Origin of the sequence: Granulicella rosea, assembly GCF_900188085.1 — a bacterium.
In the GTDB taxonomy this organism is placed as follows: domain Bacteria; phylum Acidobacteriota; class Terriglobia; order Terriglobales; family Acidobacteriaceae; genus Edaphobacter; species Edaphobacter rosea.
On sequence record NZ_FZOU01000001.1, the window covers coordinates 1181045 to 1192589 of the forward strand.

At 62.5% G+C, this 11545-nt stretch carries 14 protein-coding genes; 13 read left to right on the forward strand and 1 reads right to left on the reverse strand.

From position 1 onward, the window contains the following. The first annotated feature begins 35 nt into the window (after nt 1-35). The 4 genes from CHB87_RS05000 to CHB87_RS05015 all read left to right on the forward strand — a co-directional run bounded on the left by CHB87_RS05000 (nt 36) and on the right by CHB87_RS05015 (nt 3310). Complete coding sequence (locus tag CHB87_RS05000; RefSeq protein WP_089407250.1) at nt 36-773, forward strand: YebC/PmpR family DNA-binding transcriptional regulator; 738 nt, start codon at nt 36-38, stop codon at nt 771-773. 108 nt (nt 774-881) lie between these two features. Next, entirely contained in the window at nt 882-1589 is a 708-nt protein-coding gene (locus tag CHB87_RS05005; protein ID WP_245817812.1) for an acyloxyacyl hydrolase, read from the forward strand. Nucleotides 1590-1604: 15 nt separating this feature from the next. Beyond that, the gene (gene ftcD / locus CHB87_RS05010; protein WP_089407251.1) at nt 1605-2525 is read left to right on the forward strand and encodes a glutamate formimidoyltransferase; all 921 of its coding nucleotides are present in this window, start codon (nt 1605-1607) and stop codon (nt 2523-2525) included. Nucleotides 2526-2527: 2 nt separating this feature from the next. Then, complete coding sequence (locus tag CHB87_RS05015) at nt 2528-3310, forward strand: ABC transporter ATP-binding protein (RefSeq protein WP_089407252.1); 783 nt, start codon at nt 2528-2530, stop codon at nt 3308-3310. Nucleotides 3311-3396: 86 nt separating this feature from the next. Here CHB87_RS05015 and lexA read toward each other — a convergent pair whose 3' ends face one another. Continuing rightward, entirely contained in the window at nt 3397-4008 is a 612-nt protein-coding gene (lexA, locus tag CHB87_RS05020; RefSeq protein WP_089407253.1) for a transcriptional repressor LexA, read from the reverse strand. 278 nt (nt 4009-4286) lie between these two features. Here lexA and CHB87_RS05025 point away from each other — a divergent pair, with 278 nt between their 5' ends. From CHB87_RS05025 to CHB87_RS05065, 9 genes are all read left to right on the forward strand, one after another. Beyond that, nucleotides 4287-5030 (forward strand): response regulator transcription factor, encoded by a 744-nt coding sequence (locus tag CHB87_RS05025; protein ID WP_089407254.1) that lies wholly within the window; start codon nt 4287-4289, stop codon nt 5028-5030. A 10-nt stretch (nt 5031-5040) separates the two neighbouring features. Next, complete coding sequence (locus tag CHB87_RS05030) at nt 5041-5280, forward strand: HAMP domain-containing histidine kinase (protein WP_142988224.1); 240 nt, start codon at nt 5041-5043, stop codon at nt 5278-5280. Beyond that, a complete protein-coding gene (locus CHB87_RS05035) occupies nt 5277-6485 on the forward strand; it encodes a sigma-54 dependent transcriptional regulator (protein ID WP_245817813.1) in 1209 nt (402 codons plus the stop codon). Before CHB87_RS05030 ends, CHB87_RS05035 begins: the two co-directional genes overlap by 4 nt. 143 nt (nt 6486-6628) lie before the next feature. After that, nucleotides 6629-6985: a flagellar basal body rod protein FlgB gene (locus tag CHB87_RS05040; protein ID WP_089407256.1), complete on the forward strand. Its 357-nt coding sequence runs from the start codon at nt 6629-6631 to the stop codon at nt 6983-6985. A 15-nt stretch (nt 6986-7000) separates the two neighbouring features. After that, the gene (gene flgC / locus CHB87_RS05045) at nt 7001-7450 is read left to right on the forward strand and encodes a flagellar basal body rod protein FlgC (protein WP_089407257.1); all 450 of its coding nucleotides are present in this window, start codon (nt 7001-7003) and stop codon (nt 7448-7450) included. A gap of 72 nt (nt 7451-7522) precedes the next feature. After that, nucleotides 7523-7834: a flagellar hook-basal body complex protein FliE gene (gene fliE, locus CHB87_RS05050; protein WP_089407258.1), complete on the forward strand. Its 312-nt coding sequence runs from the start codon at nt 7523-7525 to the stop codon at nt 7832-7834. 41 nt (nt 7835-7875) lie between these two features. After that, a complete protein-coding gene (fliF, locus tag CHB87_RS05055) occupies nt 7876-9735 on the forward strand; it encodes a flagellar basal-body MS-ring/collar protein FliF (protein ID WP_089407259.1) in 1860 nt (619 codons plus the stop codon). Between the two features lie 2 nt (nt 9736-9737). Beyond that, complete coding sequence (gene fliG / locus CHB87_RS05060) at nt 9738-10814, forward strand: flagellar motor switch protein FliG (protein ID WP_245817814.1); 1077 nt, start codon at nt 9738-9740, stop codon at nt 10812-10814. Further along, nucleotides 10798-11529: a FliH/SctL family protein gene (locus tag CHB87_RS05065; RefSeq protein WP_089407260.1), complete on the forward strand. Its 732-nt coding sequence runs from the start codon at nt 10798-10800 to the stop codon at nt 11527-11529. Before fliG ends, CHB87_RS05065 begins: the two co-directional genes overlap by 17 nt. Nucleotides 11530-11545: the final 16 nt, after the last annotated feature.

An 11545-nucleotide genomic window follows, 5' to 3' on the forward strand; every position in this document is an offset into this window, starting at 1 on the left:
CGAACCGATTCGATTCAGGGTTTTGAGGTTTTACCATGTCCGGCCACTCAAAATGGGCAACAATCAAGCATAAGAAGGGCGCAACCGACGCCAAGCGTGGCAAGATCTTCACGCGTCTGATCAAGGAAATCACCATCGCGGCGAAGAGTGGCGGCGGCGATCCGGACGGCAACCCGCGTCTGCGCACGGCGATTCTGGCGGCCAAGGCCGAGAATATGCCCGCCGACAACATCAAGCGCGCGATCCAGCGCGGCACGGGTGAGCTGGAAGGTCTGTCGTACGACGAGATTACCTACGAGGGCTACGGTCCGGGCGGCGTCGCAATCATCATCGAGGTGCTGACGGACAACAAGAACCGCGCGGTGAGCGAGGTGCGCCATGCCTTCTCGAAGAACGGCGGCAACCTGGGCGCGGATGGCGCGGTGTCGTGGATGTTCACGAAGAAGGGCGTCATCTCGATCGACAAGGATGCGGCGAACGAGGATCAACTGATGGAGATCGTGCTGGAGTCCGGCGCGGAGGACCTGAACGACGAGGGCGATTCGTGGGAGATTCTGTGCGATCCGAAGGACTTCGAGGCTGTGACCGAGGCGCTGAAGAAGGCGAAGATCGAGACGCAGCATGCCGAGGTGACGAAGATCGCCTCGACATACACGAAGCTCGAAGGCGCACAGGCCGGACAGATGGTGCGTCTGTTGGAGACGATCGAAGATCTGGACGACACGCAGAACGTGTACTCCAACTTCGACTTCGACTCGGCGCCTGCGGAATAAGCTCGTTTCCTTGGATGTCTCGTTGGGATGGGACTAAATGCTGTTGTGTTGCAACCTTGAACGGAGTTTCATTTGCCCATCCTGAGTAAGGTTCTTGGCTCGCTCGTTTTGATTTTTGCTCTTCCGGCTGCATCGGTTTTTGCCCAGTCTGCCGGCGAGGTCAAATATACGAATCCGCTGGACGCGGCCAGCACGCATCAGCCGCATAGCTACGGCGTGATTCTGCAGGGCGGCAACGGCCTGACGGACGACCGTAACGGCTTTCACTTCATCATGGCCGGCTTCCAGGGCGGCCGTGTGCTGACCAATAACTTCGGCAAGGGCATCTTCCGGGGTAACTTCGAATATGGCGTTCAGGTGCTGCCGTACTGGCAGTCCTTTACGCCGAAGTTTCAGAAGGTGAGTTGCACACAGGCGACAGGGTCCGCCGTGATTACCTGCTCGCAGCCGTACACGATCGGCGGCACATTTACCGGGGCGAGCGTTACGCCGATCATTCTGCGCTGGAACTTCGCGCGGCATGGTAAGTTCGTTCCGTGGGGACAGGCTGCGGGCGGGCTGCTCTGGACGAACCATAAGTATCCGGCGTACGGATCGACCGCAGTGAACCTGCAGACCAACGGACCCAATGGCGAGGCAAGTGTTTGGAACTTCACGCCGCAGGGCGGCATCGGTCTGCACTACTTCGTGAACCCGAAGCACTCGGTGGACTTCAGTGCGAACGGCGTTCATATTTCGAGCGCATCGCTGGGCGACCGAAATCCGGGCGTGAATGCGAGCGTGCAGTTTTCGTTAGGCTATAGCTGGTGGAAGTAACACCCGATCGAGTTCATGAACCCAGATTCCATCATCGAGTGTGTCCCGAATTTTTCTGAAGGCGCGGACGAGTCCAAGGTACGGCAGATCGTTGCGTCGATGTGCGTCGACGGCGTGCGGCTGCTGGACTGGTCGCGCGACGCGGACCACAACCGGTCGGTCGTGACGATCGCCGGCGCCCCAGGGCCGGTGATGGAGGCGGCGATCAATGCCGCCGGCATGGCGGCGAAGCTGATCGACCTGACGGAGCAGACCGGAGTTCATCCGCGGATCGGCGCGGCGGACGTGATTCCGTTTGTGCCGGTGCATGGCGTTTCGCTGGCCGAGGCGGCCATGCTGGCGCGGCAGGCGGGTCTGCAGATCTGGCGGCGGTACGGGGTTCCCGTGTATTTTTACGGCGCCGCCGCAGCCCGGCCGGACCGGGTGCAGCTTGAGGATGTGCGGCGAGGTCAATTTGAAGGCCTGCGCGAGGCGTCTTTGAAGGATGCATCGCGCCGGCCTGATGTCGGCGGCCCGGAGCTGCATGCGACGGCGGGCGCGAGCGCGGTCGGGGCGCGGACGTTCCTGATCGCGTACAACATCTACCTGGCATCGGGCGATATCTCCGTCGCGCGCGCGGTTGCGCGGGATATTCGCGCCTCGTCGGGCGGTATGCAGGGCGTGAAGGCGCTGGGTGTGCTGGCGAACGGACGGCCACAGGTGACGATGAATATTACGGACTTCACGCTGACGCCGATGCACCGCGTTCACAAGGCGGTCGAGGATCTGGCGCGTCAGCATGGAGTTTCGCTGGGCGAAGGGGAGCTGATCGGACTGATTCCGCAGGACGCGCTGGGCGCGGACTCGGCGTGGGCCGACCAGATTCCGGGCTTCGATCCGGAGGCCAAGATTCTGGAGCGCAAGCTGCATCACCCCATCGACTGGCCTGGGATCTGAGCATGGCTGCCGAACCGTTCCTCCATCTGAACCACGTGAATGTGGTGCGCGGCGAGACGCCGGTGCTGCACGATGTGAACCTCACGATTCATCGGGGCGAGCATATTGCCCTGCTGGGGCCGAATGGCTGCGGCAAGTCGACGCTGCTGAAGACGATGACCTGCGAGCTGTATCCGCTGGCGCAGCCGGAGACCGAGGTGAGGATCTTCGGGCGGAAACGGTGGGATCTGACGGAGCTGAAGAAGCAGCTGGGCGTGGTTTCGGCGGAGTTGCCGGGACGGCCGTTCCTGCAGGCGACCGGCTTCGATGCGATTCTGACCGGTTTCTTTTCAAGCTCGACCCTTTGGCCGAATCTGACCGTGACCGAAGAGATGCGCGAGCGCGCGGAGAAGGTGCTGATCCAGATCGACGGCGCCAGACTGCGGCATAAACCGGTTGGCGAGATGTCGGCCGGGCAGGTGAGGCGGATTCTGATTGGTCGTGCACTGGCAGCTTCGGCCGGAACGCTGCTGCTCGATGAGCCCTCGAATGCGCTCGATCTCGCTGCCCAGCGGGAGCTGCGCAACCTGATGCGGGAGCTGGCGCAGGCGGGCACGACGCTGGTGCTGATCACGCATAACATTGCGGATATCATCCCCGAGATCGAACGTGTGCTGATGATGCGGGATGGGCGCGTGATCGCCGATGGCGGCAAGCCGGAGCTGTTGACGGCTGAGCGGCTGGGCGAGTTGTTTGGGACGCCGGTGCGGCTGGCGGAGTCTGGCGGATTTTATCAGGCCTGGTAATGTTGCCGCTTGTTCAAGCGAAGAGCGAAAGCAGATTCCCTGCGGGAATGACAAGCAAAGAGAACAGAAAACAACGGGGCGGAAACTCAGGCGTACTTGCGTAGGACTCCCAGAACCTTGCCCTGAATGCTGACACTGCCGGCGGGTGCATAGATGGGCGCCATCTCGGCATTTGAGGGCTGGAGGCGGATCATGGCGCCTTCGCGGTAAAAGCGCTTGAGGGTGGCGTCGGCGCCGTCGATGAGAGCGACGATGATCTCGCCCTCGCGCGCGGTGCGCGTGCGTTCGACCAGCACGTAGTCGCCGGAGACGATGTGTTCGTCGCGCATGGAGTCTCCGCGCACTTCGAGCGCGAAGACCTCGCGGCTGCCGATGATGTCGCCGAGCGAGATGGACTCCGCGGTCTCGATGGCCTCGACCGGGCGGCCGGCGGCGATGCGCCCAAGCAGCGGCAGGCGCTCGTAGTTCTTCTTGCTGGCGACCGGCGTCGCGGGCAGCACGTCGATGGAGCGGCTGCGGTTGTGCGCGCGCTGCAGCAGGCCCTTATTTTGCAGGTTGGTGATGTGCTTATGCACCGTGGCGAGTGAGTTGAGACCCAGACCGGTGGCGATCTCCTCGTAGGAGGGGGAGTAGCCGTTTTTCTGGGTGAAGCCCGAAAGGAAGTCGATCACTTCTTTTTGCCGACGTGTGATAGCCATGACAGCGATTGTAGCGAATAAAAAGCGAACGTGCGATAACTTTATAGATTCTTTTCCAGAGTTGTGGAAAGTTGCGGACCATTTTTGGGAACGAAGGTAATGTTCCTGATTTGGGATCGATCCTTGGAAGAAACTCATATGCACCCTTGCGGGTGCTATCGCCAGCAAAGCAAAGTAATCACAAGCCGGTTCGATAGTAACTGACTGGCGTTGGCTGTATTGTTGCACCCATTCCTTCCCAGAGAAAGTTTTAAGAAACCACCGGGGGTACGACAGCTATGAGGGTTTTAATCATTGAAGACGATGCGGCATTGGGGTTGTTTCTGCAAAAGGGGCTGAAGCTGGAGGGCCACGAGGTGGGCCTGGTTACGGACGGCGAGGCTGGGCTGGAGCAGGCATTGGAGCAATCTCCGGACCTGATTGTGCTGGACCTGAGTCTGCCAAAGCGCGACGGCATGGAGGTGCTGGAGGCGATGCAGGGGCGGTTGACACAGACGTCCGTGCTGGTGCTGACGGGGCGGAGCGCGGTGGAGGAGCGTGTGCGCTGCCTGAATATGGGCGCGGACGATTGCCTGCTGAAGCCGTTCAGCTTTCACGAATTGACCGCGCGTTGCCGGGTGCTGTTGCGGCGGCGGGAGCAGTTTGCCGATCCGACGCTGCGTCATGGCGACGTGGAGCTGAACCGGATGGAGCGGAAGGTGACGCGGCACGGTCGTCCGATCGACCTGACGGGCAAGGAGTTCGCGCTGCTGGAGTTCCTGATGCAGGCGCGCGGGCGATGCTGCACGCGGGGCGAGCTGCTGAAGGAGGTATGGCAGATGTCGCCGGATGCGGGCACGAACGTGGTGGATGTGTATGTGAACTACCTGCGCAAGAAGCTGAGCGCGGGCGATCCGGCGGACGACGCGCCGGTGATCGAGACGGTCCGGGGCGAAGGCTACATGCTCGGCGTGGGGAGTGGAAGAAAGCCTGTATCGCGCGTGGGTGGGGTCTTTGGTCTGGGGGCTCGGGCGCATGCATGAGGAGATGAGTGTGGCAGTCGAAGAAGAGTGGCTGGCGGAGTTGTGCGACAAGCTGCATGATCTCTGCCAGCCACTGACCGCGCTGCAGTGCCGTTTGGAGATCGGCATGATGCACGGGCGGCTGGACACGATGCGCGCGGCGATCGAAGAGGCCTTGCACGAGTGCGAACGAATGAACAATCGCGTCCACACCATGCAGACCCTGTTGAGCAGGGTGTTGGAGCGGCAACAGAAGGAGAGGCGTTCGTGAGCGGTATTTCTGGGCAGCGAGGGGCGGAGCCGCAGGTTGCGGTCCGGTCGGTCATTCTGGCGAGTCCGGATGCGGGCCTGCGCCAGCGGTTGAGCGAGAGTCTGACGATGCTGCGCTGGACGGTGGGCGAGGCGACCGGCGGCGCCGATGCGATGGCGCAGGTAGAGCGCTTGCGGCCGGAGGCGTTGATCGTTGACAACTGGCTGCCGGACCTGGAGGCGGGCGAGTTTACGGGGCACATGCGGGAGATGTATCCGGCGATGGATCTGCTGCGTATGGATGGGTCGTTGGCGGGGAGTGGAGCGAGGAGTCCACGGCGGAACGAACTGTTGCATGCTCTACGGGAGGCCCAGGATGGCGGCCCGGCGCTGCCGGCGGCGGCCGCGGAGCCGGTACGCGAGGTCGAGGAGCCGGTGTATGCGCCTGTTTCGGTCACAGAACAGGCGCTGCCGGAGATGATCGGACAGTGCGCGTCGATGCGAGAGCTGGCGCGGATGATCCGTCTGGTTGCGCCGAGATCGGCGACGGTGCTGATCGAAGGCGAGACGGGCACGGGCAAAGAGGTTGTGGCGAAGGCAGTGCATCGTCTGAGCGGGCGCTCCGGCAAGCCGTTCGCGGTGCTGAACTGCGCGGCGATTCCGGAGGCGTTGCTGGAGGCGGAGCTCTTCGGTCATACGCGCGGCGCGTTCACCGGCGCGGTGCAGTCGCGGACGGGCCGCATTGAGGCGGCCAATGGCGGCACGTTGTTCCTCGATGAGATCGGCGAGATGCCGCTGGCGCTGCAGGCAAAGATGCTGCGCTTCCTGGAGTGCGGCGAGTTGCAGCGAGTGGGCGACAACGAAACGATGAGAGTCGATGTGCGCGTGATCGCGGCGACGCATCAGCCGCTGGAGCAGAGGGCGGGGGAACGCCTGTTTCGGTTGGACCTCTATCATCGGCTTGCGGTGTTTCCACTGGAGGTGCCGGCTCTGCGCGAGCGCATGAGCGACCTTGGTCTGCTGGTGGACTTCTTTCTCGAGCGCATGGGACGCGAGATGCCGCGTAAGCGTATCTCCGCTGGGGCGCTGGCGAAGCTCGGCGGGTATCGCTGGCCGGGCAATGTGCGTGAGCTGATGCACGTGCTGGAACGTGCGTCGATCCTGGTTGAAGATCGGCCGGAGATCGGGGTGGATGAGATTCGATTCGGCGCGCATATGGCCGCCTGAAAACTCCCTGTTGGGCCTCGGCCACCGCGGCGTCTGCCGTGGTGGCCATTTTTTTCGCGCAGGAGATTGGAGGCGTCTCATGCGAAGCCCATGCAGAATGGGTCGCCATGTGCTCTAACGTTAGCCGTACAGGAGAGATTTCTATGCAGATAGGAACGGCGATGAGCGACGTGCTGGGAAAGTACCTCGACCTGACGGCCGATCAGATGAAGCTGACCGCGGGCAACCTGGCGAACATCGATACACCGGGCTTCAAGACGCAGGGCTTCGACTTTGAAAAAGAGTTTGCCAACGCGATGCAGACCTCCGGATCGACGATGGAAGACCCTGAGGTGAGCGAAGTCGACGGGTTGGTGGCGCGGCCGGATGGCAATACGGTTTCGATGGACCGGGAGAGTATGCAACTGGCGAAGTCACAATTACAGTTTCGCGCGGCGTCCATGTTGCTGAAGGGTGAGTTCAGCCAGATCATGTCGGCCATCCGCGTGGATGCGAAGTAAGCAGGGGGACAGGGAATGAATCTATTTGGCGTGATGGATATCAGCGCATCGGCATTGAAGGCGGAGCGTGTGCGGGCGGAGGTGGTGGCGTCGAACATGGCGAACGCCGAGACGACTCGCACCGAGGATGGCGGCCCGTATCAAAGGCACCATGTTGTCTTCGAAGCGCAGGAGGGCAGCTTTGGCGCGTCGCTGTTGAGCCAGGGTTCGAGCATGGTTGGGTCCGATGGGACACCGGGTGGGGTTGCGGTCTCAAGCGTGCTGCAGGATGGAGCGGACCCGTTGCGACGCTACGATCCGACGCATCCCGATGCGGGCGCGGATGGCTATGTGGCCTATCCCGATATCAACCCGCTGACTGAGATGGTCGACCTGATGGGCGCGACGCGCAGCTATGGCGCGAACGCTTCGGCGATCCAGGCGGAGAAGAGCATGATTGCCAGTTCGCTCGATCTGCTGAAGTAAGTCACACCTCTTACTTCGGCGAAATGCCGGATAAGTTCAACGAGTTATTCCATACGTATCAGGAGGCAATTCATGTTGGTCACAGGACAGTTGGTGAACGCGGGTCTGGGTGTTTTGAGCGGTCAGGACGGCGGCGACGCAAACGGTGGCGCGATGCAGACCGGCGCACCCTTTGGTGGGGTGTTGAAGTCGATGGTCGACGAAACCAACGACCTGCAAAACAAGGCATCGGAGGCGGTCACCGGTCTGCTCGGTGGCACGGGCGTCGAGGTTCACGATGCGATGATCGCGACACAGAAGGCGAGCATGGCGTTCGAGCTTGCGCTGCAGGTAAGAAACAAGGCCGTGGGCGCATACCAGCAGATGATGGGCATGCAGTTTTAGTCGAGCTTGAGTGTAGCAAGAATCTTCTCCGGGGTTGAACGATGGCGGAATCGGGTCGGACGGTGGTCTTGAATGGCGGGCTGGCGCAGAAGGTCACGGCGGGGGCTGCGAAGCTGCAGAGCCGTTGGGTAGAGACGCCTGCGCCGCGTCGCAATATGTGGGTGGTCGCCGCGGCGATGGTCGCAGCGGTCATCGCGGCGATGGTCTGGTATGCGGGGCGCCCGGACTGGCGCGTGCTCTTCTCCGGTCTTGAGAGTAAGGATGTGCAGGTGGTCTCGCAGGAGTTGGCCGCGGCCGGCATACCGTTCGAGCTGACGCCCGATGGCGGTGGGGTGCAGGTGCCTGCGGACTCGCTTGAAAAGGCGCGGATGGAGGTAGCGGCGAAGGGCATGCCGCAGACGGGGCGCCTTGGCTTTGAACTCTTCGACAAGCCGAACTGGGTGGGCTCGGAGTTCGATGAGCGGGTCAACTATCAGCGTGCGCTTGAGGGCGAGCTGGAGCATACGATCGAGTCGCTCGATGTGGTGCGGTCCGCGCGCGTGCATCTTGTGGTCCCGCAGGCGACGCTCTACAGCGCGCAGGAGAAGCAGGCAAAGGCTTCGGTGGTGCTGAAGCTGAAGCGCGCATCGCTGCCGCAGGAGCAGGCGGATTCGATTCGCAGCCTGGTGGCCGGAGCGGTGGAGAACTTATCGATGGACCAGGTGACGCTGGTGGATGCGAATGGCCGCCTGAACTTGCAGCCCCACAACAGTGCGGTGAGTGCAGCGGCCGCGGAAGAGGCTCTGGAGTCGAAGCTCGTCGCGATGCTTGAGCCGTTGGCTGGTGCGGGCAATGTACGCGCAACGGTGAGTGTGGCCTATGAACCGGGTACGGAGGAGCGCACCGACGAGGTCTATGATCCGAATAACTCCGTGGCGCTTACCGTGCGAAAGAGCGAGCATACGAGCAATGGCGGCTCGCACGCGGCCGCATCGGGCGTTCCGGGCACGGCGAGCAACGCGCCTGCCGCCGCGCCTGCGGGGGCGGTGCAGGGGAGTGCAACGGCTGCGGCGCCTGGTGTTCCACCGCTGCTTGCAAAGGCGCCGTTGCCGGTGTATCCGCAGGCCGGTGGGGCCACGCAGAATGTGAAGGAAGAGAACGGCACATATGCAGTATCGCGCCATGTGATTCACACCGAGGCCGGCGCGGGGCGTGTGAGGAGGCTGACGGCGGCTGTGGTGGTCAACGATCGTCAGGTGATGGAGATGGTCGGCAAGGTGCAGAAGACGACATGGAAGCCCCGGAGTCCGGAAGAGATGCGGCGTCTTGAAGACCTTGCGCAGGCTGCCGTTGGCTACGACCTGAAGCGTGGCGACCAGGTCGTGATGCAGAACGTCTCGTTCGACTCGAACACGCCCGAGCCAAAGGCCGCCGCGATGACGCGCGTACTCGAAGGCGCAAAGGGGTTTGTGCAACCGAGTTTGTTGCATACTGCGATGATCGGTGCGCTGGGCCTGCTGTTAGTGATGGTGGTGTTGAAGCCTGTGGCAGGCCAGATGGTTGCGACCTTGAAGGAGACACCGAGCCTGGGCAGCGGCTCATCGTTGAGCGCGGGGATGGAGCAGACGGAGATGTCGGTCGAGATGGGTGGCGTGAAGCTTGCGGGCTCCCATACCGCTGGCAGTCTCGAAGCGAGCAGCGGGTCCGCGGATGGTGGAGAGGCATGGGGCAACAGCGTGGGACAGGGCGCGGGCAACATGGCGATAGAACATCGAGAGGAGCCGGTGCGGCTGAGGCCGAAGTCGCGCGACGCCATCTTCGACCATGTCTCGCAGCATATACGGCAGGAGCCAGAGGCAAGCACGCGGCTCTTGCAGAGCTGGATCGGTTCGAGCGATAGCGCGCCTGCGCGGGAGGTATAACGATGACGACGATGCAGATGGAGGGGAACTCCGCGCAGCACCTGTTGCCTGCGTCAGCGGGCTTCGAGGCGGCGGACATGCCAGGTTTGCGCAAGGCGGCGATCCTGATGATCGCGCTCGGCGAAGAGCTTGCCACGACGTTGTTCAAGAGCCTGTCGGAGACCGAGGTGCAGATGGTGGTCGATGAGATCACACATCTGGGCAATGTGCCGGGCGCGCAGATGACGCAGGTATTGACGGAGTTCTATGGCTTGCTCGAGACCGAACAGTTCGTGGTGCGCGGCGGACCGGATCATGCATTGAAGCTGTTGACGGAGGCCTTTGGGCCGGGCCGTGCGGAGGAGATGCTGGCGCAGGTCAAGCGTGTACGAGACCGCTCGCAGGGCGACCTTGCGATGTTGCAGAAGATGGAGCCGCAGCAGTTGAGCAAATTTCTGGAGCATGAACATCCGCAGACGGCTGCGCTGGTGCTGGCGCACCTGGACTCAAAGCGAGGATCGACGGTCTTGATGCAGTTGAACAGCTCGATGCGCGTCGACGCTGTGCGAAGGCTTGCGGAGATGCGGCAGTTCTCGCCCGAGATGGCGCAGAAGGTGGCTCTGGTGCTGCATCGAAGAATGGAGGCGCTGGGCGGCATCGTCGACAAGAAGTCTTATGCGGGCTACAAGGCCGTCGCCGAGCTATTGAATGGATTGAACTCGGTGGCAAGCAAAGCCATCCTCGAAGAGATCGAAGAGACCGAGCCGCAGGTCGCGATCGAGATCCGCACGTTGATGTTTACCTTCGAAGATTTGCTGACGATTCCACAGGCCAGCGTACGGGAACTCGTTGGCGCAGTGGATAAGAAGGTGCTTGCCACATGCCTGAAGGGCGCGAAGGAGAATTTGAAGGCGCATCTCTTTATGGCGATGAGTTCGCGTGCGGTGGAGATGTTGAAGGAGGACATCGAGGTGATGGGGCCGGTGCGTGCGAAGGATGTGGGCGCCGCGCAGCAGGAGCTGCTGGCGTTGGCGCGGAAGCTTGAAGAAGAGGGCAAGATCGTACTGAAGATGGAGACCGACAATGATCTCGAAATCTGATTCCGGTGTGCGCCTGTTTCCGGAGATGCCGGTCGATCTGGCCGGCGGGAAGCCGAATGTATCGCTGATGGAGTTTCTGTCGATGGAGCTGCCGCGCCTGGAGGCGGCGGCGCAGGCAAGGCCATCGCAGGCTGCTGCTGCGGCGGAGGCGGCGAGCGCCGCGCAGGCCGCGCACGAAGAAGCGTTGCGCCAACAAGAGCGCGCCGCACAGACGCGGACGATGATCGATGCGGCAAGAGCGGAGGCGCGGGTCGAGGCTCGTCGCGAGATGGAGCGCGAGGTCGAGGCCCGGCTTGCAGCCGAACGTGAGCGCGTGGCCACGGTGTGCGCGGACTTCATCCGAGACCGGCAGCGCTACTTCGCCGACGCTGAAGAGCAGGTGGTGAAGCTGGCGCTTGCGATTGCGGCCCGCGTGCTGCACCGGGAGTCCATGATGGACCCGCTGCTGCTGGCGGGTGCGGTGCGTGTGGCGATCGCAAAGGTCGAGGACACGAGCGCGGTATCGCTGCGCGTGGTTCCCGCGGATGAGGCGATGTGGCGCGGCGTGTTTCCGCCGGGCAGCGAGCCGATCATCGAGGTGCAGGGCGACGAGCGTCTGATGCCTGGCGAGGTGGTGCTGGAGACGGTGGTGGGTCGCGTCGAGCTTGGCGTCGCGGTCCAGCTGGAGGAGATCGAGCAGGGCTTCTTCGATCTGCTGCAACGCCGTCCGAATTAGGCAGCTAAAAAATGTA

Excerpts from the sequence above, each read along its gene's own strand:
- fliG (WP_245817814.1), top strand. The coding sequence starts at position 9,738 with ATGACGACGATGCAGATGGAGGGGAACTCCGCGCAGCACCTGTTGCCT.
- CHB87_RS05000 (WP_089407250.1), top strand. The coding sequence starts at position 36 with ATGTCCGGCCACTCAAAATGGGCAACAATCAAGCATAAGAAGGGCGCA.
- lexA (WP_089407253.1), bottom strand. The coding sequence starts at position 4,008 with ATGGCTATCACACGTCGGCAAAAAGAAGTGATCGACTTCCTTTCGGGC.
- flgC (WP_089407257.1), top strand. The coding sequence starts at position 7,001 with ATGAATCTATTTGGCGTGATGGATATCAGCGCATCGGCATTGAAGGCG.
- CHB87_RS05040 (WP_089407256.1), top strand. The coding sequence starts at position 6,629 with ATGCAGATAGGAACGGCGATGAGCGACGTGCTGGGAAAGTACCTCGAC.
- CHB87_RS05025 (WP_089407254.1), top strand. The coding sequence starts at position 4,287 with ATGAGGGTTTTAATCATTGAAGACGATGCGGCATTGGGGTTGTTTCTG.
- CHB87_RS05065 (WP_089407260.1), top strand. The coding sequence starts at position 10,798 with ATGATCTCGAAATCTGATTCCGGTGTGCGCCTGTTTCCGGAGATGCCG.
- fliE (WP_089407258.1), top strand. The coding sequence starts at position 7,523 with ATGTTGGTCACAGGACAGTTGGTGAACGCGGGTCTGGGTGTTTTGAGC.
- fliF (WP_089407259.1), top strand. The coding sequence starts at position 7,876 with ATGGCGGAATCGGGTCGGACGGTGGTCTTGAATGGCGGGCTGGCGCAG.
- CHB87_RS05015 (WP_089407252.1), top strand. The coding sequence starts at position 2,528 with ATGGCTGCCGAACCGTTCCTCCATCTGAACCACGTGAATGTGGTGCGC.
- ftcD (WP_089407251.1), top strand. The coding sequence starts at position 1,605 with ATGAACCCAGATTCCATCATCGAGTGTGTCCCGAATTTTTCTGAAGGC.